General features: G+C 60.7%; 18 protein-coding genes. 15 read left to right on the top strand and 3 right to left on the bottom strand.

Annotated elements, in window-relative coordinates; all coding sequences use genetic code 11:
* Positions 1-63 precede the first annotated feature (63 nt).
* Both ATO3_RS22495 and ATO3_RS22500 read left to right on the top strand, forming a co-directional pair.
* Complete coding sequence (locus tag ATO3_RS22495) at positions 64-498, top strand: DoxX family protein (RefSeq protein ID WP_040608736.1); 435 nt, start codon at positions 64-66, stop codon at positions 496-498.
* Complete coding sequence (locus ATO3_RS22500; protein ID WP_088652156.1) at positions 495-1247, top strand: glutathione S-transferase family protein; 753 nt, start codon at positions 495-497, stop codon at positions 1245-1247. The genes ATO3_RS22495 and ATO3_RS22500 overlap by 4 nt, the downstream gene beginning before the upstream one ends.
* 415 nt (positions 1248-1662) lie before the next feature.
* On the opposite strand, the gene ATO3_RS22505 is transcribed toward ATO3_RS22500, so the two are convergent.
* Both ATO3_RS22505 and ATO3_RS22510 read right to left on the bottom strand, forming a co-directional pair.
* Positions 1663-3183 (bottom strand): class I adenylate-forming enzyme family protein, encoded by a 1521-nt coding sequence (locus tag ATO3_RS22505; protein WP_088652157.1) that lies wholly within the window; start codon positions 3181-3183, stop codon positions 1663-1665.
* Positions 3184-3209: 26 nt separating this feature from the next.
* Positions 3210-5210, bottom strand: a complete 2001-nt coding sequence (locus ATO3_RS22510; RefSeq protein ID WP_088652158.1) for an FAD-dependent oxidoreductase — start codon at positions 5208-5210, stop codon at positions 3210-3212.
* A 59-nt stretch (positions 5211-5269) separates the two neighbouring features.
* Between ATO3_RS22510 and ATO3_RS22515 the strand changes: the two genes are divergently transcribed.
* The 13 genes from ATO3_RS22515 to ATO3_RS22575 all read left to right on the top strand — a co-directional run bounded on the left by ATO3_RS22515 (position 5270) and on the right by ATO3_RS22575 (position 21263).
* Positions 5270-6520: an acyl-CoA dehydrogenase family protein gene (locus tag ATO3_RS22515; RefSeq protein WP_332888715.1), complete on the top strand. Its 1251-nt coding sequence runs from the start codon at positions 5270-5272 to the stop codon at positions 6518-6520.
* Positions 6517-7296, top strand: coding sequence for an enoyl-CoA hydratase/isomerase family protein (locus tag ATO3_RS22520; protein WP_088652159.1), 780 nt, complete (start codon positions 6517-6519; stop codon positions 7294-7296). Before ATO3_RS22515 ends, ATO3_RS22520 begins: the two co-directional genes overlap by 4 nt.
* A 9-nt stretch (positions 7297-7305) precedes the next feature.
* A complete protein-coding gene (locus ATO3_RS22525) occupies positions 7306-8466 on the top strand; it encodes an acyl-CoA dehydrogenase family protein (RefSeq protein WP_088652160.1) in 1161 nt (386 codons plus the stop codon).
* A gap of 26 nt (positions 8467-8492) precedes the next feature.
* Entirely contained in the window at positions 8493-9884 is a 1392-nt protein-coding gene (locus ATO3_RS22530; RefSeq protein ID WP_088652189.1) for a phenylacetate--CoA ligase family protein, read from the top strand.
* Positions 9881-11488, top strand: a complete 1608-nt coding sequence (locus ATO3_RS22535) for an acyl-CoA carboxylase subunit beta (RefSeq protein WP_088652161.1) — start codon at positions 9881-9883, stop codon at positions 11486-11488. Before ATO3_RS22530 ends, ATO3_RS22535 begins: the two co-directional genes overlap by 4 nt.
* A gap of 10 nt (positions 11489-11498) precedes the next feature.
* Positions 11499-13505: an acetyl/propionyl/methylcrotonyl-CoA carboxylase subunit alpha gene (locus tag ATO3_RS22540; RefSeq protein ID WP_009803515.1), complete on the top strand. Its 2007-nt coding sequence runs from the start codon at positions 11499-11501 to the stop codon at positions 13503-13505.
* On the top strand, positions 13447-14469 hold the full coding sequence (locus ATO3_RS22545; protein ID WP_233152272.1) for a hydroxymethylglutaryl-CoA lyase: 1023 nt from the start codon (positions 13447-13449) through the stop codon (positions 14467-14469). The genes ATO3_RS22540 and ATO3_RS22545 overlap by 59 nt, the downstream gene beginning before the upstream one ends.
* Positions 14470-14481: 12 nt before the next feature.
* Positions 14482-15396 (top strand): SDR family NAD(P)-dependent oxidoreductase, encoded by a 915-nt coding sequence (locus tag ATO3_RS22550; protein ID WP_040608815.1) that lies wholly within the window; start codon positions 14482-14484, stop codon positions 15394-15396.
* Entirely contained in the window at positions 15396-16190 is a 795-nt protein-coding gene (locus tag ATO3_RS22555; RefSeq protein WP_088652162.1) for a citryl-CoA lyase, read from the top strand. The genes ATO3_RS22550 and ATO3_RS22555 overlap by 1 nt, the downstream gene beginning before the upstream one ends.
* A 3-nt stretch (positions 16191-16193) precedes the next feature.
* Positions 16194-17357: an acyl-CoA dehydrogenase family protein gene (locus ATO3_RS22560; RefSeq protein WP_088652163.1), complete on the top strand. Its 1164-nt coding sequence runs from the start codon at positions 16194-16196 to the stop codon at positions 17355-17357.
* Positions 17358-17368: 11 nt separating this feature from the next.
* Complete coding sequence (locus ATO3_RS22565; protein WP_028093896.1) at positions 17369-18208, top strand: FAS1-like dehydratase domain-containing protein; 840 nt, start codon at positions 17369-17371, stop codon at positions 18206-18208.
* 210 nt (positions 18209-18418) lie between these two features.
* Complete coding sequence (locus ATO3_RS22570; protein WP_088652164.1) at positions 18419-19198, top strand: ABC transporter ATP-binding protein; 780 nt, start codon at positions 18419-18421, stop codon at positions 19196-19198.
* A 4-nt stretch (positions 19199-19202) separates the two neighbouring features.
* A complete protein-coding gene (locus tag ATO3_RS22575; RefSeq protein ID WP_233152273.1) occupies positions 19203-21263 on the top strand; it encodes an AMP-binding protein in 2061 nt (686 codons plus the stop codon).
* Here ATO3_RS22575 and ATO3_RS22580 read toward each other — a convergent pair.
* Entirely contained in the window at positions 21179-22111 is a 933-nt protein-coding gene (locus ATO3_RS22580) for an IS5 family transposase (protein WP_088652165.1), read from the bottom strand. The two genes, ATO3_RS22575 and ATO3_RS22580, sit on opposite strands and share 85 nt — an antisense overlap.
* Positions 22112-22125 lie beyond the last annotated feature (14 nt).

The raw sequence follows: 22125 nt of genomic DNA on the forward strand, positions 1-22125 counted from the left end.
CCTTGACGTCGCATGTGACGCGCTATATATAGATGCAAATGCATCGACATATGGGATCATATCATGTCACAATCGCACCTCACAGAATTTGGGATATTCCTGCTCCGTATAGCACTCGGTATCATGTTCCTGGCGCACAGCCTGTTTCTCAAGCTCTTCATTTTCACACTTCCCGGAACGGCGCAGTTCTTCGTTTCGATCGGGCTGCCCGGCTGGTTTGCCTATATGATCTTTGCAGTCGAGGCGATTGCCGGTGCCCTTTTGGTCCTCGGCGTACAGGCTCGGTGGGTCGCGTCGGCGACCGTGCCCATCTTGGCCGGAGCAACCTGGGCTCACTCAGGAAACGGCTGGATGTTCGGATACGAGAACGGCGGGTGGGAATACCCGGCCTATCTGACGCTGCTTGCCGTCGTGCAAGGACTTCTGGGCGACGGCCGTTTCGCCCTCAGCCCCTCCTTCGCGCCCGGCAACGTGCAGATGGAGGGAGAGACAACATGAGCCTCCACCTCATTAGCCATGCGCTCTGCCCATATGTGCAGCGCGCAGCGATCTCGCTCACTGAGAAAGGTGTCACGTTCGAGAGAACTCACATCGATCTTTCGAACAAGCCCGACTGGTTTCTTGCCATATCTCCGCTGGGCAAGACGCCTGTCCTGGTTGTGAACGGGACGCCGATTTTCGAATCTGCGGTTATCCTCGAATATCTTGAGGATACACAACCCCACGCGCTTCATCCGCACGACGCTCTCGATCGCGCCCGCCACCGTGCCTGGATTGAATTTGGATCTGCTGTCTTGAACGACATTGCGGGGTTCTACTCGGCGCCGAACGATAAAGCGTTGGAAGCAAAAGTCGCGGCGCTCCGCGCAAAATTCCTTCGGCTGGACGCGGAGCTTGGGGAGGGACCATGGTTCGACGGCCACCAGTTCAGCCTCGTCGATGTCGTATTCGGCCCGGTCTTCCGCTATTTCGACGTTTTTGACGCCATCGGAGAGTTTGGCGTCTTCACAGGGCTTGCCCGTGTAAGGGCCTGGCGATATGAACTGGAGCGTCGGGTTTCTGTGAAGAGTGCCGTCAGTGAAGACTACCCGACTCTTCTGCGTGACTTCATCAGACGGCGCAATTCTTACCTGTCCCAGATCATGCAGACAGGAGGGCCGAAGAAGACTGTTACACAGGTGCAATCGGCTGATCGCCGATCACTTGATATCGTTCTGTCGGGCCGCAGTGCAGAACCGGACGTTTGAGTTCGCTTGGTGAATACCCGCTCTGTCCCGCACATCGGATAGTCGCCGACTTTCCCTTGAAGGCCCGCAGCAGCCCCAACCGGCACTTGCCGGCATTCCATGCCCGTCCGTGCGAAGCGCCGGGTGACCTGCTGCCCCCACAGCGCAACCGGGAACAAACCACCGATCGCGCTGATGAATGGCTCAGGGATCGAAGAATCCGCCTGAGCTCAAACCCCCGGGAAACCCCCAGCCGTGTGGTCCGACAGAGGGCAGCACGTCAATCGCGGGTCAATCTATCCCGGTTGGTGGACCACTTTCAGGGGGCTACTCCAAAGGGCGGGGATGAGAAGCTCGTCGCAACGATGACAGGAACGCTTATTTCGCTAGTGGGGCGAACGGGCGTGGCGGGGTGACGATCGGGTCGGAGCAAAAATTAATCTGCGAGCCGCGCTTCTAGGACATGCCGCTGGACCTTTCCGCTGGTCGATCTGGGAAAATCCTCGAACGCGATGAAGCGAATTTCGCGCGGCCGTTTGTAGCCTGCGAGGTTGTCGCGGCACAAATTCATCAGCGCTTCGGCATCCGGCCCGTCCTTGCCGCGGGCGACAAAGGCCACCGGACTTTCGCCCCATTTCACGTCAAATGCCCGTACGACTGCGGCATCGACCACCCCGGGATGAGATAGAAGAACACGCTCGATCTCCGCAGGATAGACGTTCTCGCCGCCGGTCTTGATCAAGTATTTGGCCCGGTCCACAAAGTCGATGGTTCCGTCCGCATTGCGCCGGAACAAGTCGCCCATGTGGAAAAAGCCGTTGCGAAAGTCATGGGCATTGGCGTCGTCCGCGTTCCAGTACCCTGAAAACAATGTCGGACCCCGCACAGCCATTTCGCCTGGCGTTCCATCCGTCACTTCTTGGTCGTCGGGATCGACGAGCCGAACCTCGCAAAGTGCGCTGATGCGCTTGGAAAGGCGGTCCGGAGTCACACCTGGCGCAATTAGATCGGCGGACCCCGGCGGCAGGCCGGTTTCGGTTGCGCCGAAGGAATTCAGATAGGGCGTGTGGAGAAGGGCTGTCAGTTCCGCGATCTGATGCGGCGGCACCAGATCGGCCATGGCGCCGCAAACTTTGATACCCTTCAGCGGCAAAGGGTTGGCGCGTCGTTCTGCGATAAAGGCGTCCAGCGCACCGGGCATCATCACGAACCAGCCGATCCGGTGGCGCGACAGAGCCTCGTTGATGACCGCAGGCTGCAAACCGTCAACCATCACCACGGTTCCGCCCCGCAGGACCGTCGCCAACCCATGATCGGTGGACGCCATGTGGAACATTGGCGCCCAGGCGATAAACCCGTCGCCGGGGTCCAGCGCCAGCTGCGCCGCAAAAGCCATGGATCTGGCGATATGCGCGCGGTGGCTGATGAGCGCGCCCTTGGGCAGGCCCGTGGTCCCTGAGGTATAAAGGATCGTCAGACCAGCCTCTGGATCGTCGACCATGGTTCCGATGCGCGGGTCCGGTCCGGCCGCGGCAATGGCCGTTTCCAAATCCGGCCCGATAATCAGACAGGGCGTTGCCGCGACGGCCCGGTAAGCTTCTGAAAGGTCCGGTTCGACGACCGCGAGAACCGGCGCGACCAGATCTATGCAGTGCCGCAGTTCATCGGAAGCAAGCCGCCAGTTCAGACAGGCGACGATCGCGCCGATTCCCGCTGCGGCGAGTTCGACCTCCAGGTATTCAGAGCGGTTGTGCGACAGGATCGCAATCCTGTCGCCCGGCGCAACGCCCCTGGCCAGAAACACGGCAGCCAGACGATCGACCCGCTCCAGCAGCTCGGCATAGGTCAATTTCCTGCTGCCGTCCTCGATGGCCAGGGCGCGGGCGCAGTCTTGCGCGCGGGTTCGAAAGATCGAATACAGATCAGCGCGCCCCGCGCGGATGACGTCGGTCAGCATGGTTTACCCCTTGCCCGGCCTTCGGTTCAGAGACCCTGCGCCAGGCGCACGCCCTCATCAATGGCGCGCAGCGCATCCAGTTCAGCGGCCTCTTTTGCCCCGCCGATCATCGTAACCGGGACGCCGCGCGCGGCAAGCTCTTGGGCCAGGGTCCGTTCCGGTTCCTGACCGGTGCATAGCACAATTGTATCGGCCGCAATGACCTTTGGCATTCCGTCCGCGACGATATGCAGTCCCGCATCGTCGATACGTTCATAGGTCACGCCGCCCATTGCCTCGACCCCATGTTTGCGCAGCGCGTTGCGCAGGATCCACCCTGTCGAAACACCAAGCCCCGCGCCCGGTTTGGCCGTCTTGCGTTGCAGCATAACGACCTTGCGGCGCGACGGTTTCGGTGCCAGAGGGTCGCCCGCCAGGGCACCCGACGATACAAATTCGGGGTCCACACCCCAGGTTTCGCAAAAGACGTCGGAGTTGGCAGTCTTGGCGGGTTCGGTCACCAAGAACTCGGCCACATCATGACCGATGCCCCCTGCCCCCATCACGACGACACGGTCGCCCGCCAGACGGTCGCCGGACAGAATTTCGGCGTAAGTCGCGACGCTGTGATGGTCGATACCCGGCAGGTCGGGAATGCGCGGCATGACCCCGGTGGCGATAACCACATGGTCGAAGCCTTCAAGATCGCTCACGTCAGCACGCTGCCGCAGACGCTGCGTGACCCCGTGTTTTTGCATCTGACCGGCATAATACCGAAGGGTTTCGTCGAATTCGTCCTTGCCCGGTGCGGCGCGGGCCAGATTCAGCTGACCGCCCAGCTTGTCCTGCGCCTCGAACAGCGTGACAGCATGGCCCAGCCGCGCCGCCTCGGCGGCTGTGGCCATGCCCGCGGCACCACCGCCAACGACGGCCACTTTCTTTGGCGTGTCGGCTGGCGTATCCCGGAATTCCGTTTCACGCCCGGCCTTTGGATTGACCAGACATCCGACCGGACGGTCAGAAAAGATGAAATCCAGACAGGCCTGGTTGCAGGCGATGCAGGTGTTGATCTCGTCCGCGCGGCCCTCTCGCGCCTTTTTCACGAAATGCGGATCGGCCAGAAACGGGCGCGCCATCGAGATCATGTCCGCATCGCCAGAGGCAAGTATGTCTTCGGCAAGCTGGGGTGTGTTGATCCGGTTCGAGGCGACCACCGGGATCGACACGGCCGCTTTCACGTTGGCTGCCGCCTTGCGCCAGGCACCGCGCGGCACCGGATAGGCGATCGTCGGCACGCGGGCCTCGTGCCAGCCGATGCCGGTGTTCAGAATATCCGCACCTGCGGCCTCGATCTTGCGGGCCAGTGCGGCAATTTCATCGGCGGGCGCGCCGCCCTCGATCAGATCGGCCGCCGAAATCCGGTAGATGACCAGAAAGTCGGGGCCGCAACGTTCGCGCACCGCGCGCACGATCTCGACCGGGAATCGGTGGCGGTTCGCGGCGCTGCCGCCCCAGTCGTCTTGGCGCTTGTTGGTATGGGTGACGGTGAATTCGTTGATCAGGTATCCCTCGGACCCCATGATCTCGACGCCATCAAAGCCTGCGGCCTGCGCATTGGCGGCCGCCACGGCAAAATCCTCGATGGTACGGAGAATGTCGGCTTCGGTCATTTCACGCGGGATGAAACGGTTGATCGGAGCGCGGATCGGCGACGGGGCGACACAGCCTTCGATCTTGGCATAGCGCCCGGCGTGGAGGAGTTGCGCGCAGATCAGGCTGCCTTCGGCCTGCACCGCCTCGCAGATCGGGCGCAGGTCAAGCGCTTCTTCCGGGCCATCGATTCGCGGACCTTCTGGATCGAATATGCCCTCGGCATTGGGCGAAAACCCGCCGGTGACCAGAATCGCCGCCTCCCCCCGCGCACGCTCGGCGTAAAACGCGATCTGTTTGGCTATGCCGTCAGGCTCGGTTTCCAACCGCGTGTGCATCGACCCCATGATGACACGATTTCGCAATGTATGTTGGCCTGCGCGGATGGGCGAGAGCATGGTTTCAAAGCTTCCATCTGGTCTATTTTTCACTTCGGTTCTCCTCCTCAAAACTGCACTTGATCTACAATCTAACATTTGTTAGATTTTTTTGGAAAGAAGATTTTCGCTCATGGGGAGGAGCACCGATGCAATTCCAGCCTACAGACGATCAGAAGGCGTTTCGCGAGACCGCAAAGCGCTTCGCAACTGAAAGACTTGCGCCCACATATCAAGAACGCGCCAGCGGCCATACATTCGACCGTGCGCTGATCAAGGAGATGGGCGCACTGGGGCTGATCGGGGCCGATCTGCCCGAGGAATTCGGGGGACTCGGCGAAAGCTCTGTCACGTCAGGGCTGATCGTCGAAGAGATCGCCTATGCTGATTTCAACGCAAGTTACGTGCAGCTTCTGGGCTCTCTCATGGGCGGAATGGTTGCCAAACATGCCTCCAAGGACATCGCGTCGGAATGGGTGCCCAAGGTTGTTTCGGGTGATGCTGTCATTGGCCTGGGCCTGACAGAGCCGCGCGGCGGTTCGGATGCGGCGAACCTGATTCTGAGGGCCGAGAAATCCGGCAACGGCTGGCGGCTGAACGGTGAAAAGACATCCATGAGTTTTGCCAGTCAGGCGGATGCGGCGGTCGTCTTTGCCCGTACCGGCGATCCTGACGGCGGCTCACGCGGGGTCAGCGCCTTTTTCGTCGATCTGAACCAGGAAGGCATCAAGCGCACCCATTTTGACGACATCGGCACCAAGCCTGTCGGGCGCGGCTCGGTTTTCTTTGACGATGTTTTCGTGCCGGCTGAAAACATGATGGCGGAACAGGACCGTGCCTTTGGCACGATCATGGCGGGCTTCGACTATTCCCGCGCACTGATCGGGCTGGAGTGCCTGGGGGCCGCGCAAGCGTCGGTGGATGAAACCTGGGCCTACGTTCAGGAGCGCGAGGCATTCGGGGCCCCAATCGTGCAGTATCAGGGTGTCAGCTTTCCCTTGGCCGAGGCCGAGACCCAACTTACCATGATGCGCCAGCTTTGCTATTACACGCTGGACCTGCGCGACCGTGGCCTGCCCCACACCTCTCAGGCCGCCATGTGCAAATGGTACCTGCCCAAAACCGCCTGCGAGATCCTGCACCAGTGCCTGATCCTGCACGGACATTACGGCTACACCACCGACCTGCCCCACCACCAGCGCTACAACGATGTGCTCGGCTTGCAGATCGGTGACGGGACCGCGCAGATCCAGAAGCTGGTGATCGCCCGCGAGAAGGTCGGTCGCATGGCGCTGCAGTATGACAAGAAGGCGAAGGGAGCCGCCAAATGAGCGGCCCCATCCTCGTCACTTCCGAGGGCAACACCGGCATCATCGAACTTGCCCGCCCCGAGAAATTCAATTGCCTGTCACTTGACGTGCATGAGCGCATTTCTGCTGCGCGGTCGGAATTCGAGGCGAACCCGGATATTCGGGCGATCCTGATCCGGGCGCAAGGCAAGAACTTTTGCACCGGCGCCGATCTGGTGGAAGTGAAAGGTAAATTGAACGATCCCGCCGCGCTGGACCATTTCATCGCCTTTGGCATGAAAAACCTGCGTGCGCTCGAAACCTCCTCCCTCCCTGTCGTAGTCGCAGTGCAGGGGTTGTGTCTGGCCGGCGGGATCGAACTGATGCTGGCCTGCGACGTGTGCTTTGCGGCCGAAAGCGCCCAGTTTGGCGATCAGCATGCGCAATTCGGGCTGATTCCCGGTTGGGGTGGCTCGCAGCGGCTGACGCGGCTAATGGGGGAACGCCGGGCGCTTGACCTGATGTTCTCAGCGCGCTGGCTCAAAGCCGACGAGGCCAAGGAGGTCGGGCTGGTCAACTACATCGTACCGGATGCGGATCTGCACCAGGCCGCGCTGGAATATTGCGAAAAGATCGCGACCCGCTCGCGCCCAGGTATCGCGGAAATGAAGCGGCTGGCGCGCGAAGGTGCAGATCTCGGCATCGACCAGCAGATGCGGCTTGAGCGTGACGCCGCCGTGCGCGCACTGCCCAGCGATGACGTCGCCGAGGGGCTCGATGCATTCGAGAACCGGCGCGCCCCCGAATTCAAGGCTTGAGGACGAAACATGGAATTCACTCTGAACGATGAACAGCGCCAGATTTACGAATATGGCGGTCAGCTGGCGCAGACATATGACAATGCTTATTGGCTGGAACACGCGCGCAAGCACGAGTTTCCCCACGATATGTTCAAGCAGGTTGCCGATGACGGTTTTCTCGGCATCATGGTGCCTGAGGAATACGGCGGCGCGGGCCTCGGTATGACCGAAATGGCGCTGTTCATGGAAGGCACCGCCAATCACGGCATTCCGCTTTTGATGATGGTGGTCGGGCCGACCATGTCGCTGGCTCATATCGCCAGCCACGGGAGTGAATTCCACAAGAAAGAGCTGCTGCCGGCGGCCTGCCGCGGTGATATCCAGTTCTGTTTTGCGATCACGGAACCGGGCGCCGGGTCGAACACGATGAAGGCCACTACGCTGGCCAAACGTCGGGGCAACCGGTTCAGCCTGTCGGGCGAAAAGACCTTTATCACTGGCGCCGAGGTCTCGGACTATTGCCTAGTCGTGGCGCGAACCAAGCCGCATACCGAGGTCAGCCGCAAGACCGACGGCTTTACCCTGTTCGCAGTGGATCTGAAGAAAAAGGGCGTCGACAAGCAGCGGGTGAAGATCTCGATCCCCCTGCCCGAGGAACAGTGGACCCTGTTCTTCGACGAGGTGGATCTGGGCCCGGAGGATGTGGTCGGCGAGGTGGACGAAGGGTTCTCGATCCTGTTCGACAGTCTCAACCCCGAACGCATCATCCTGGCCGCCCTGTGCTGCGGCATCGGCCGGTTCGCCCTGAACAAGGGCGTGGCCTATGCCTCCGAACGCAATGTGTTCGGCCAACCCATCGGTGCGCATCAGGGCGTGCAGCACCCGATGGCCAAGGCGCACACAGCGGTCGAGATGGCCAGCCTGATGACCCGTCGCGCGGCCTGGGAGTTTGACAACAAACTGCCGGCAGGGGCGTCGTCAAACATGGCAAAATACGCCGCCGCCGAAGCCGGGATCGAAGCGGTGGACGCCGCGCTGCAGGCGCATGGCGGATCGGGCTTCACCGAGGATACGGGACTATACGAGATGTACCCGCTGGTGCGCTTGTTGCGCACGGCGCCCGTGAACCGCGAGCTGTGCCTCAGCTTCATCGGCGAAAAGGTCATGGGTCTGCCGCGGTCTTATTGATCGCTCTGCCCGACATGGAGAACGACATGCAATTTGGAATGCGCTTCAGGCGGCAGGATGCCGCCGACAAGGTAAATGATCGCTTCTGGCACACGATCGAGGGCACACCGCTCGACGAGGTGCGCCGTATTCAGGAAGAGCGGCTGCGCGATCAGATGGCGTATCTCAAGGCGAACTCGACCTTCTATCAGGAAAAGTTCGCCGAGGCCGGTGTGGACTTCGACGATATCCGCACCATCGAAGACCTGCAAAAACTGCCCTATACCTACAAGACCGAGATCCGCGAAAGCCTCGCTGCCGAGCCGCCCTTTGGCAAGCACCGTGCCGCGCCCATGTCGGACATCATCCAGATGCAGGCCTCGTCGGGCACGACCGGCAGCCCCTCATATGTGGCCCTGACAGAATCCGACGCCGAGATGTGGCACGAGATGACAGCGCGCTGCTTCTTTGCCAATGGCGTGCGCCCCGGCGACATGGTGTTGCACGCGTTTTCGCTGGCCAAGGGCTTTGTCGGCGGCATCCCCGTGATGCAGGGGTTGCAGTATATGGGCGCGATCGATGTGCCGGTGGGGGCGGATGGCGGTGCCGAACGGCTGCTGCGTGCCTGCGCGGATACGCGCCCGCGCTGCATCGTTGGTGCTCCGAATTTCGTTCTGCACCTGGCCGAAAAAGCGCCCGAAGTGCTGGGCTGCAAGGCTAGTGAGTTGGGCGTGGAACAGGTCATCGTCGGTGGCGAACCCGGCGGCGGCATCCCTGCTATCCGCGCCAAGATCGAAGCGGCTTGGGGGGCGAAATGCACCGAAATGCTGGGCGGAACCGATCTGGGCGTGACTTACTGGGCCGAGTGCGACGAACAGTCGGGAATGCATATGGTCAACATGGACTATATCATCACCGAATTGCTCGATCCCGATAGCGGCAGGATCATTCCCTGGGAAAAGGGCGCCGAGGGCGAGATGATCTATACCGCGATCGGCCGCCAGGCGAGCCCGCTCGTGCGGTTCCGGTCAGGCGACTATATCGAGGTCATCGACACCGAATGCGCCTGCGGGCGCACCGGCCCCAAGATCCGCTGCACCGGTCGCACCGACGACATGCTGATCGTGCGCGGGGCCAATGTATTCCCGTCCGCCATCAACAGCGTAATCACCGAGATGGTGCCAGACACCAATGGCGTCATGCGGATCGTCGCTGATTTCGAGGGCCACACCACGCAGGGCGCGCTGACGGTGATTGTCGAACGCGGCCCCGGTCGTGATCCGGCCGATGACGCCGCCCTCAAGAAGAAGATCGAGCAACGCCTGCGCGACGCGCTTGTCTTCAAGGCCGACGTTCACCTGGTGGCGGCTGACACTTTCGAAAAACCCGGCGCCGCCAAGGTCGCCTTTGTTCTCAGGGAATATCCGAACCTGCCATGACCAAAATGAAATCCCTGCTTGATACCGGGTCCGACGACTTTCGGGCAAATGACGCACACTACCGTGAAAAACTCTCCGATCTGCACGCGCTGCGGCTGCTGCAACGTGTCGGCGGCCCCAAAAAGGCGCGCGACCGGCATGTGGAGAAGGGCAAGATCCTGCCGCGGGAACGGATTGAACGCCTGATCGACCCGGGCACACCATTTCTGGAACTCGGAGAACTTGCCGGGTTGAACAAATACAATGGCGTGCCGCCGGGCGCGGGCATCATCACCGGGATCGGTGTGATCGAGGGCCGTCAATGCATGATCATCGCCAATGATGCCACGGTAAAGGGCGGCACCTATTTCGGCATGACATCGCGCAAACATGTGCGGGCGCAGAAGATCGCATGGAAGAACCGTCTGCCCGTTATCACCCTCGTGGACTCCGGCGGCGCCTTCCTGCCGGATCAGGAAAACATCTTTCCCGACGAAGGCCAGTTCGGGTCCATCTTTCACCAACAGGTTGGCATGTCCGGCGATGGTGTGCCGCAAATCGCCGTGGTCATGGGGCCCTGCACTGCGGGTGGTGCCTATATCCCCGCGCTCTGTGACGAAGTGGTGATCGTGCGCGGTCAGGGCTTTATGTATCTGGGCGGACCGGAATTGACCTTTGCCGCAACCGGCGAAAAGGTCGAAGCCGAAGAACTGGGTGGCGGCAAGATGCATTCGTCCGTCTCCGGCGTGACCGACCATTTGGCTGAAGATGACGCCCATGCTCTGGCCATCACGCGCGAAATTGTCAGCCATCTTGGCGAAAAACCCCAACCCCGCAAGACGCCCGAAGCGCCCCGTGCGCCCGCCTACCCGGTCGAAGAGATTTATGGACTCATCAGCCGCGACCCCAAGGTACCGACCGACAACCGCGAAATCGTGGCTCGGTTGGTCGATGAGAGCGATTTTCACGAATTCAAACCGCTTTATGGCGACACGATCATGACCGGCTGGGGTCGCATCCACGGCCACGAGGTCGGTATTCTCGCCAATACAGGTGTGCTTTTCGTCGAAGCCGCGCTGAAGGCCACGCATTTCATCAATCTCTGCGTGCAGCGTGATATTCCGCTGCTGTTCCTGGCCGATGTGAACGGCTTCATGGTCGGGCGCGAGGTCGAGCAGATGGGCATCGCAAAAGCCGGTGCGAAGATGATCACGGCCATGTCTTCGGCCCGGGTGCCGAAATTCACAATCATCACCGGTGGCTCTTACGGGGCCGGATACCTGGCGATGCTGGGCCGCCCGTTCCAGCCGGACGCAATGTTCGCCTGGCCGACGGGACGGTCGGCGATCATGGGGCCGGAACAGGCCGCCAGCGTGCTAGCTCAGGTCCGCGCGCAGATCAACGAACGCGAAGGCAGAAACTGGACCGCCGAGGAGGAGGAGGCCTTCAAGGCACCGATCCGCGAGGAATACGAAGATTTTCAGGGAGCCTATAATTTTGCTTCCAACCTTTGGATCGACAGCGTGATCGAGCCCTGTGAGACCCGTGACGTCATGGCGCTGATGCTAGATGTGACATCGCGCAGACCCAAGGTCGAGACCAACTTCGGCGTGTTCAGGATGTGAGGAGCGAACCGTGAAAATCAAAACGCTTCTGATCGCCAACCGCGGCGAAATTGCCTGCCGGATCGCGCGCACTGCGCGGGCCAGCGGTATCACACCTGTCGGCATACATTCGCAGGCCGACGCCAATGCCCTGCATGTCCGCGAGATCGGCAAATCTGTCTGTATCGGCGGCGGACCGGCCTCCGAAAGTTACCTGAAGATCGACGCGGTGATTGCCGCCGCGCAATCGGTGGGCGCGGATGCGATCCATCCCGGTTACGGCTTTCTGGCCGAAAACCCCGATTTTGCCCGCGCGGTCGAAGCCGCCGGCATGATATTCATGGGGCCGACGCCGGAAACGCTGGAACGTTTCGGCGACAAGGCCAGCGCCAAAGAGGCCGCCGTGGCGGCCAGCGTCCCGGTGATTTCGGGCGCCGAAGGTGCGCGGTCCGATCCCGAGCAGATTGCCGAGGAGGTGCGCCAAATGGGCCTGCCGGTGCTGCTCAAGGCTGTCGGCGGCGGTGGTGGGCGAGGGCAACGGCTCGTCACCGACGAAACCACGCTGGTCGAGGACATCGAAGGCGCGCTGCGCGAAGCAAAATCCACCTTCGGTTCCGAAGGGCTGCTGTTGGAGCGTTTCCTGCCCGAGGCGCGCCATGTCGAAGTGCAGATCGCAGGTGACGGCAAGGGCCATGTGGTGCACCTGTTCGAACGCGATTGCACGCTTCAGCGCCGTCACCAGAAGGTCATCGAGGAAGCCCCGGCCTGGGGATTGCCGCGCACGCTTCTGGACGACATCGCGCGCGACGCGGTGCGCCTCGGTGAAACGCTGGACTATCGCGGGCTGGGCACGGTCGAATTTCTGGTCGCGGGGGACGAATATTTCTTTCTTGAGGTGAACCCGCGCATTCAGGTGGAACATCCCGTCACCGAAGCGATCACCGGGCTGGACCTTGTCGCGCTTCACCTGCGCATTGCCGAAGGCGCGGGCCTCGGGCTGGTGCAGGAGGATCTGGCGATCAACGGCCATGCGGTCGAGGCACGGCTATACGCCGAAGATCCGGCGATGCAATTCGCCCCGTCGACGGGTACGCTCACCACGCTCAGCCTGCCATCGGGCCTGCGTATCGACAGCGGCGTCGAGGAAGGCGATGCCGTCACGCCCTACTACGACCCGATGATCGCCAAGCTGATCGTGCACGCGCCCGACCGGGAAACCGCATTGGCACGTCTGGCCACGGCGCTTGATCATGTCGCGGTCGAAGGTGTCGAAACCAATCGCGCCTTTTTGACGGCGCTGGCGCGAAACCATGAATTCGAACGGATGCAGGTGCATACCCGCTGGATCGACGGCAGGCTGGATGAGCTGACACAGGCACCCGGCCTGACCCGCCCCGATCTGTGGAAAGCAACCGCTGCCATTCTCTTCGTGACCCAGTCGCGCAGCGACACAAACGCCAATCCCTGGACCAACCGTGATGCCTTTACCGGCTGGCGGCTTGGACTGGGCGGCGATGCGATGGAAGCGGGGCAGCGCGTGACGCTTACCGATTCTGACGAGGTATCCGAGGAATTGCGCGTCAGTCCTGTCAAACCGGGTGCCAGATACACCGTCTATTCGGAAAACGGCGAGGCGCTGACACTGTCGGCACGCGAAATCACGCCGGGCCGTTGGCGCCTGAACGAGGGCGACACTGTCCACCTGATCGAGGCACGTCTGCATGCCGGCGTGATCGAACTGGGCACGCCCGAAGGCCGCCTGGTCTTCCGCCCCGCCGCGCCCCTTGCCTTTGCCGGCGGCGATGCCGCGGCGGATCGCGCCGTGACCTCTCCGCTGACCGGCATGATTGTCGAAATCAAGGTCTCCGATGGTCAGAGCGTGGCCGAAGGCGACGTGGTTGCGGTCATGGAATCCATGAAACTCGAAATCTCGATCCGGGCGGCCGCGGCCGGGATCGCCAGCCACATATCCGTCTCGAATGGAGACATGGTCGACCGGGGCCAGGTCATCGCCGAGATTCTGCCATCCGAGGAGTGATGAAATGAACGACTTTCCCAAATTCGTCGAATTTCGTGAAGAAGGCCCGCGCGAGGGTTTTCAGATCGAAAAGAAGATTTATCCGATCGAAGAGCGGATCGAACTGATCGACATGCTCAGCGAAACCGGTCTGAAGCGCATTCAGGTCGGAAGTTTCGTCAGCCCGAAATACGTACCGCAAATGGCCGACACCGGCGAGTTGTTCCAGCGTATCAAGCGCAAGCCGGGCGTGAATTACACATCGCTGTGGCTGAACGACAAAGGGTTTCGCAAGGCCCTGACCGCGCATGAGGTCGATATCGACCCGCGCCTGCTGTTCTATCCCTCCGAGGCATTCGCCCAATCGAACAACAATTGTTCCTCGGCGGAGATGCGGGAAAAACAACGCGACTGGGTCCGTCTTTACAAGGAAGAAGGATATACCGTCGACGCGGCCTATGTGATGACGGCCTTTGGCTGCAACTTCGAAGGCCCCATCCCGCAAGAGCGAATCTTGGACGATTTCCGCTTTATCCTTCAGCTGTGCGAAGAAGAGAACATCCCCGTGCCGATCCTCGTGGTCGCCGACACCATGGGTTGGGGAAACCCCGAGGCGGTCAAACGGATGATCGGCGCGCTGCGCGAAATGGCGCCCGAGGCGCGCATCGGTATGCACATCCATGATACGCGTGGGCTGGGGATCGCCAATCTCCATGCCGCCCTGTCGATGGGCGTGGACATGTTCGAAAGCTCGGTCGCCGGTCTTGGCGGCTGTCCTTTCGCGGGCCACGGTCACGCCCGCGCCGCAGGCAATGTCTGCACCGAGGATGCGGTGTTCCTGTGTCACGAGCTCGGCATCGAAACCGGCATTGATCTGGACAAGCTGATCGCAGCGGCGAACAAGGCAGAAGAGATCATCGGCGTGCCGCTCATGGGCCGGGTCATGCATACCGGCGGCCTGGACAAATATCGCAAGGCAAGCTGAGGGAGAATGAAGATGACAAAGGCACTTGATGGGAAGGTGGTTCTGGTCACCGGGGCCGGCGGTGGGATCGGGCGTGATATCGCCTTGATGGCAGCCTCGGAAGGCGCCGCCGTGGTGGTCAATGATCTGGGCGCGTCACTGAAGGGCACCGGACAGACGGAAACCGCGGCGCAGAAAGTCGTTGAAGAAATCAAGGCGGCGGGCGGCGATGCGATCGCCGATGGCGGCAACGTCACCGATCCGGACGCCGCGCGCGCGATGATCGAAGCCGGAGTCAGCGAATTCGGCCGCATCGACGCGGTGGTGAACAACGCGGGCATCCTGCGCGACGGGTTCTTCCACAAGATGACCTACGAGGATTTCGACGCGGTTGTGAAGGTCCATCTCTACGGTGCGTTCAACACCAGCCGCGCGGCGGCCGATTATTTCCGCGAACAAGAGGGCGGTGCTCTGGTGCACATGACCTCGACCTCGGGGCTGATTGGCAATCTGGCGCAGGCGAATTATTCGGCGGCAAAGCTGGGCATCGCGGCCTTCTCGAAATCGGTCGCGCTCGACCTGAAACGCTGGAACGTGCGGTCAAACTGCATCGCGCCCTTCGCCTGGAGCCGGATGATCTCGTCTATCAAGACAGACACCCCGGAACAGGCGGCACGGGTCGAAAAGATCAAGGAAATGACACCGGCCAAAGTCGCTCCAATGGCCTGTTTCCTGATGAGCGACCGCGCGGCCGACGTGTCCGGACAGATCTTTGCGGTTCGCAAGAACGAAATCTTCCTGTTCAACCAGCCCCGCCCGGTGCGGTCGGTTCATTCCGGTGATGGCTGGACCGCCGACGAAATCGCCGAGCGTGCCATTCCCGCGCTCAAATCGCAATTCACACCGCTCGAAGTTTCGGCGGATGTCTTTTCGTGGGATCCTGTCTGATGGGAAGACGCAAAGAAAAAATCAGCTCCGACATTGCCTGGAGCACCTCTGACAAGATCAGCGTGCGCGGGCTCGATCTGCCCAACGAAATCCTGGGCCACATGAATCTGGGCGATCTGGCGTTCCTGCAACTGACCGGTCGCAAGGCGACGCCCGAGGAAAGCCGGGTGTTCAACGCGATCGTCATCACCCTGGTCGAACATGGCATCACGCCCTCGGCCATTGCCGCGCGTATGACCTATATGGGGGCGCCGGAATCGCTTCAGGCGGCGGTTGCCGCCGGGCTTTGCGGGCTGGGTACGGTCTTTGTCGGCTCGATGGAAGGCGCATCCAGGATGCTTTACGAGGCGCTGCCGCAGGACAAGCTGGGCACCGGCGCCGATCTGGATGCGATCGCGGTGGAAACGGTTGAAAAATTCCGCGCCCGCAAGATGATCGTGCCGGGGCTCGGACATCCGGTGCACAAGCCGGTCGATCCGCGCACACCTCGCCTGTTCCAGATCGCTGCCGAGAACGGCAAGTCCGGTGAATACATCGAGTTGATCCAGAAAATTCAGGCCGTTGCCGAAGAAAAATCGGGTAAGATGCTGCCGATTAACGCCACCGGGGCGATCGGAGCAATCTGCTGTGAATTTGGCTTCCCCTGGAAGATCGTGCGGGGCTTTGGCGTCATGGCACGCGCCATCGGTCTTGTCGGTCATATCCTCGAAGAGAGCGAAAACCCGATTTCCTATGAGCTTTGGCAGCGTGCCGAGCAGGAAATTCTTGAAACGTCGGGTCCGGGAGCGAAGTAACCGATGCAGACGTCAGTCCCAGACACTCATACCGATCTGCGCGATGCCTTGCGCGCACTTTGCGCGCAGTTTCCGCCAGAATATCATCGCAGGTTCGGCGAAAACGAAACCTACCCCGAGGAATTCGTCGATGCGCTGACCCGCGAGGGCTGGCTTGCCGCAATGATCCCCGAGGAATACGGCGGCTCGGGTCTGGGCCTGACGGAAGCCTCGATCATCATGGAGGAGGTGAACCGCTGCGGCGGAAACGCGGGCCATTGCCACGGGCAGATGTATAACATGGGCACGCTTCTGCGACATGGTTCGGATGAGCAAAAGCAGACATACCTGCCCGGCATCGCCAGCGGCGCGTTGCGCCTGCAATCCATGGCCGTGACCGAACCGACAACCGGGACCGACACCACCAAACTGAAGACCACCGCGGTCAAGAAGGGTGACCGGTATGAGATCAATGGCCAGAAGGTCTGGATCAGCCGTATCCAGCATTCTGACCTGATGATCCTGCTGGCACGCACCACGCCGTTGAACGAGGTCACGAAAAAGTCGCAGGGCCTGTCGATCTTTATGGTCGAACTGAAAGAGGCCATCGGCAACGGGATGGAGGTCCGCCCCATCGCCAATATGCCCGGCCACGAAACCAATGAAGTGTTTTTCGACAACTTGGAAATCCCCGCCGAGAACCTGATTGGGACCGAGGGGCGCGGATTTTACCATATTCTTGACGGGCTGAATGCCGAACGGACCCTGATTGCGGCGGAATGTATCGGTGATGGATACTGGTTCGTTGACAAGGCCCGCATCTATGCCGGCGACCGCATGGTCTTTGACCGTCCCATCGGCCAGAACCAGGGCGTGCAATTCCCTATCGCCAGGTCCTATGTGAACATCGAGGCCGCCAATCTGATGCGCTTTGAAGCCTGCAGGCGGTTCGATGCTGGGCTGGATTGCGGAGCACAGGCGAATATGGCCAAGCTGCTGGCTTCGGAGGCCAGCTGGGAAGCGGCCAATGCCTGCATCCAGACCCATGGCGGCTTCGGTTTCGCACGGGAATACGATGTCGAGCGCAAGTTCCGCGAGGCGCGCCTCTATCAGGTCGCCCCGATCTCGACCAACCTGATCCTGTCATATGTCGGAGAACATATCCTCGGCATGCCAAGATCGTTCTGAAGGCCAGGGTTATGGGTGAGATCGACCTTGACGCGCTGGCGCCCTGGCTGGGACGCACCGAGACCAAGGAAGATGTTCTGACGCAGGGGCTGATCGACAAATTCCGCGCCACGCTCGGTCCGCATCTTTGGGACGGATCAGGCGATGTCCCGCTGGGAATTCATTGGTGCATTGCCCTTGATACCGTGCCAGCTGCCGCCCTTTCAGCAGACGGCCATGCCGCGAGGGGTGGATTTCTGCCCCCAGTTCCGCTGCCCGCCCGCATGTGGGCGGGCGGCGATGTTACGCATATCGCGCCGCTGAAGACCGGCGAAACCATCACCCGCCGCTCGGTGATCGGGGACATAACGGCCAAGCAGGGCCGCAGTGGCCCATTGGTTTTTGTGACCGTCGAGCACGAGTATCTGAGTGGCGAACGGCTTTGTATCCGGGAGCAGCAATCGATCGTTTATCGTGAGATTTCCACCCCCCGCACGGGCGAGAGCGCAGCTGACGCGGGTGACCCCACCACGCTTAGATCGACGCTGACACCGGATCCTGTTCTTCTGTTTCGCTATTCGGCGCTGACGTTCAATGCCCATCGCATTCACTATGATTACGTCTACGCCACCGAAACCGAAGCCTATTCCGGACTTGTTGTGCATGGTCCATTGCAGGCCACGCTGCTTCTGAATCTGGCGGCGGATGCGTTGAAGACATCGCCCCACCGGTTTTCGTTCCGCGGCCTCGCGCCACTCACCCTGCCCTGCGAATTGCAACTGCACAATGAAGAGACCGGCACCTCCGGGACAGTCTGGTGTCAGGATCAAAACGGTCTTCGAAGCTTTTCCGCAGAGTACGCGGCTGTCTGATCGGTTTCCTTTGGTAGCGGATTCAGTTGTTGACCAATTTTTCTAACATCTGTTAGGCTGTGCGGAGAGACTTGGTAAATAGACCAGGCAAACCTCTGAATTAAGAGGTGGGAGGAGGAACAATGCGAGGAAAACTCGTAACCAACGGAAAACCGTGCGGTCAGGCTATGCGTGCCTCCATGAGGTGTTGGGGAAAGCACGGATTGTAACATGACCACGAATAACGGGCACGTATCGTCACCGCTTGCGGTGCGTGGTGCAACTTTGAAATTTGGCGGCGTGACGGCGCTCGACGATGTGAGCATCTCCGTGGCCGACGATGAATTGCTTGCAATCATCGGCCCGAATGGTGCCGGAAAAACATCACTTCTGAACGTTACCGCGGGCTTCTATCGTCCACAGCAGGGCCGTGTCGAATTGTCCGGGCAGGACGTGACCGGCCTGCGTGTTGACCAGATCGCGCGACGCGGTCTGGCGCGGACGTTTCAGGGCACCCATCTTTTTGCCGGGCAGACCGTGGTAGAAAACATCATGATCGGTCGTCACATGCTGATGAAATCGAATGTGATCCAGGCCTTTTTCCAGTTCGGTCCCGTGATGCGCGAAGAAACGGAACATCGAGAAGCCGCAGAAGAGATTATCGACTTTCTAGAGATTGAGGCAATTCGCAACCGGCCCGTGGGGACGTTGGGATATGGGTTGCGAAAGCGTGTCGATCTGGGCCGTGCATTGGCGCAGGAACCATCGATCCTCCTGATGGATGAACCGATGGCCGGCATGAACTCGGAAGAGAAAGAAGACCTGGCGCGCTTCATTCTCGATGTGCGCGAGGCACGCAAGATTCCAGTGGTTCTGGTCGAACACGACATGGGCGTCGTGATGGACCTTGCCGACCGGATCGTGGTGCTTGATTTCGGGCGGGTCATCGCCGAAGGCACCCCGGAAGAAATCCAGAACGACCCGGCTGTGATCAAGGCGTATCTGGGGTAGCGAAATGGCTAAACAACGGACAGCAATGGCCTTTTCGGACCCGGCGGTGACACATAGCGAAACCCTGCCGCAGGTTTTGCTCGCGCGAGCGACATCCACGCCGACCAATCTCGCCGAACGGCACAAGCGCCTGGGCATCTGGCGAGAATTCACCTGGGCGGATGTTCTTGACAGGGTTCGTGCCCTGGCTCTCGGGTTGGAGAACCTGGGCTTGTCGGCTGGCGAATCCGTCATGACGATCGGCGAAAACGAACCCGAACATTTCTGGGCTGAATACGCCGTCCAGTCGTTAGGCGGCAAAGTCCTGTCTGTCTATCCGGATCAAAACGCCGAAGAAATTCTGTATCTGGCCGAAGACTCGCAAACGCGGATTTTTCTGGCGCAGGATCAGGAGCAGGTCGATAAATGCATCGAGATCGCGGGCAAGTACTCGGGCGCCCTGGCGATCGTTTACTGGGATGACTCCGGTCTATGGGGCTATGATCATCCCCTTTTGCATTCGTTTGAAAGTGTGAGCGCGGCAGGGCGTCAGATCCACGCCAAGGAACCCGCCAGATTTGAAAAACACGTAAAACGTGGACGGGCGGACGATACCGCCTTGCTGTCCTATACCTCGGGGACCACGGGAAAACCCAAGGGCGTTGTCATCAGCCATCGCTACCTGTTCGACAACTGCTCGCGGGTGATGGGGGCAATAGAAATCGCGCCCGGCACCGAATACCTGACCTACATTTCGCCTGCCTGGGTAACAGAGCAGATATTCGGCCTGTCGATCGGTTTGATTGCGCCCATGGTCGTCAATTTCCCTGAAGGCCCTGAAGACGTACTGACCAACATTCGCGAACTGGCGGTTGACGCTCTGGTGTTCAGTCCGCGCCAGTGGGAAAATCTTGCCTCCATCGTGCAGGCCCGAATGCTGGGTGCGGGCAAGATCCGTACGGCGATGTACAATTGGGGGATGGAGGTCGGCTGCGCCGTTCATGTCGAACGGCTGGAAGGGCGAAAGCCCAGCCTTGCAAAGCGCCTGCAGCTTCCCTTCGCCGAGGCGCTCGTGCTGCATCACCTGCGCGACAATCTTGGCCTTGGTAAGGCCAAAAATGCAATGAGCGGCGGCGCCCTGATGGCGCCAGACGTTTTTCGTATGTTCCACGCCATGGGCGTCAAACTGCGCAACGTGTATGGCGCGACCGAAATCGGCCTTCTGACCGCGCATGTCGGCGAAAGCTATCAGCTGGAAACCAGCGGCAGTTGGATGCAAAGCAACAAGAACTACGGCGAACCGCTGGAATACAGGGTTTCGGACGACGGGGAGCTACAGGTACGTGGCGGATCAGGCTTCGGTGGCTATCACGGCAAGCCCGAGAAGACCGCCGAGGAGCTGACCGAAGACGGTTGGTACAAAACCGGTGACGCGGTGTCGATGACCGACGATGGCGAACTCTTGTTCTTTGACCGTGTCAAGGACATGCGCCGCCTGGCAAACGGTCACAGCTATCCGCCGCAATTCATCGAAACGCGGTTGCGGTATAGCCCCTTCGTCAAGGACCTCATGACATTGGGCGACGAACGCCGGAACTTCGTCAGCGCGCTTATCAATATAGATATGGAAGTTCTCGGCCGTTGGGCTGAAGAGAACAAGATTAATTTCTCGACCTATACCGATCTCTCGCAGAAACCAGAAATTCTGGACCTTATCAAAGGCGAAGTAGCGCGCATCAATGAGCTTTTGCCCGACGGTTCGCGCGTGGCACGGTTTGCGAACTTCCCAAAGGAACTCGACCCGGACGAAGGCGAGTTGACCCGCAGCCGGAAACTGCGGCGGACCTTTCTGGAAGAGCGATATGCGAAACTTGTCGATGCGATTTATGGCGGTGATGCACAGACCGACCTTGAAATCGCGGTGACCTATCAGGATGGCCGCCAGGTGACTCTGTTGCGCAAATCGGGTGATGGCCGAGGTTCCCCTTTCCCCGGACGGACTTATCCCACAGCTTCCGTGACGGGTATGCCGAGCGCGGTGTATCCGTTCAGGACGGCGATGCGGACCTGGAGTTCAGCGACCTGACGGTCGAAGTCCCGCGCCATAAGGCGCTGCCCCAGCAACTTCACACAGTGCATCTTTGTCTCAACGCGGCTTCGTCGGTGGTATCCGCTCCATCGTCGCCAGAGCGCGCGGCCCAGGTATTTCGCCGCGCGCAGGGCCTCGTTTCGCGCCACGGCTCCGGCGGTGATGGTCTTCCAGGGCTTCGCGTTCTTGCGGGGCGGGATGACGGCATGGGCGCCGCGGTCGGCAATGGCGTCGTGGCATTTACGTGTGTCGTAGGCACCGTCGGCGGTGACGCTGCCGATCTGCTCGTGAGCCGGGATCTGGTTGAGCAGGTCAGGTAGCACCGGCGCATCGCCGATGTGGCTCCCGGTGATCTCGACTGCGCGGACCTCCAGTGTTTCCTCATCAATCCCGAGATGGATCTTGCGCCAGACGCGCCGTTTGGGACCGCCATGCTTGCGGGCGTGCCATTCGCCTTCGCCCTCGACCTTGATGCCGGTGCTGTCGATCAGCAGGTGCAACGGCCCCTTGGAGCCGCGATACGGGATATTGACGGCCAGCGTCTTCTGGCGGCGCGACAGCGTGCTGAAGTTGGGCACCGTCCAGTCGAGGCCAACCAGCCGCAGCAGACTTTCGACGAACCCGGTCGTCTGTCGGAGCGCCATGCCGAACAGCACCTTCATCGAGAGGCACGTCTGTATGGCGGCATCGCTGTAGCTCTGCTGGCGGCCACGCCTGCCTGTCGGCACGGCCTCCCAGCTCATCTCGGGATCGAACCAGATCGTCAGCGAGCCCCGGCGCTTGAGCGCTTCATTGTAGGCTGGCCAGTTCCTGGTCTTGTATGTCGGGGGTGTGGGGCTGCTCATGCATCCCAGCTACC

The sequence above is a fragment of the Marinibacterium profundimaris genome, assembly GCF_002210095.1.
In the GTDB taxonomy this organism is placed as follows: Bacteria; Pseudomonadota; Alphaproteobacteria; order Rhodobacterales; family Rhodobacteraceae; genus Marinibacterium; species Marinibacterium profundimaris.

Excerpts from the sequence above, each read along its gene's own strand:
- ATO3_RS22570 (WP_088652164.1), top strand. The coding sequence starts at position 18,419 with ATGACCACGAATAACGGGCACGTATCGTCACCGCTTGCGGTGCGTGGT.
- ATO3_RS22580 (WP_088652165.1), bottom strand. The coding sequence starts at position 22,111 with ATGAGCAGCCCCACACCCCCGACATACAAGACCAGGAACTGGCCAGCC.
- ATO3_RS22500 (WP_088652156.1), top strand. The coding sequence starts at position 495 with ATGAGCCTCCACCTCATTAGCCATGCGCTCTGCCCATATGTGCAGCGC.
- ATO3_RS22520 (WP_088652159.1), top strand. The coding sequence starts at position 6,517 with ATGAGCGGCCCCATCCTCGTCACTTCCGAGGGCAACACCGGCATCATC.
- ATO3_RS22530 (WP_088652189.1), top strand. The coding sequence starts at position 8,493 with ATGCAATTTGGAATGCGCTTCAGGCGGCAGGATGCCGCCGACAAGGTA.
- ATO3_RS22560 (WP_088652163.1), top strand. The coding sequence starts at position 16,194 with ATGCAGACGTCAGTCCCAGACACTCATACCGATCTGCGCGATGCCTTG.
- ATO3_RS22495 (WP_040608736.1), top strand. The coding sequence starts at position 64 with ATGTCACAATCGCACCTCACAGAATTTGGGATATTCCTGCTCCGTATA.
- ATO3_RS22555 (WP_088652162.1), top strand. The coding sequence starts at position 15,396 with ATGGGAAGACGCAAAGAAAAAATCAGCTCCGACATTGCCTGGAGCACC.
- ATO3_RS22525 (WP_088652160.1), top strand. The coding sequence starts at position 7,306 with ATGGAATTCACTCTGAACGATGAACAGCGCCAGATTTACGAATATGGC.
- ATO3_RS22510 (WP_088652158.1), bottom strand. The coding sequence starts at position 5,210 with ATGCTCTCGCCCATCCGCGCAGGCCAACATACATTGCGAAATCGTGTC.
- ATO3_RS22505 (WP_088652157.1), bottom strand. The coding sequence starts at position 3,183 with ATGCTGACCGACGTCATCCGCGCGGGGCGCGCTGATCTGTATTCGATC.
- ATO3_RS22575 (WP_233152273.1), top strand. The coding sequence starts at position 19,203 with ATGGCTAAACAACGGACAGCAATGGCCTTTTCGGACCCGGCGGTGACA.
- ATO3_RS22550 (WP_040608815.1), top strand. The coding sequence starts at position 14,482 with ATGACAAAGGCACTTGATGGGAAGGTGGTTCTGGTCACCGGGGCCGGC.
- ATO3_RS22535 (WP_088652161.1), top strand. The coding sequence starts at position 9,881 with ATGACCAAAATGAAATCCCTGCTTGATACCGGGTCCGACGACTTTCGG.
- ATO3_RS22565 (WP_028093896.1), top strand. The coding sequence starts at position 17,369 with ATGGGTGAGATCGACCTTGACGCGCTGGCGCCCTGGCTGGGACGCACC.
- ATO3_RS22545 (WP_233152272.1), top strand. The coding sequence starts at position 13,447 with ATGGAGACATGGTCGACCGGGGCCAGGTCATCGCCGAGATTCTGCCAT.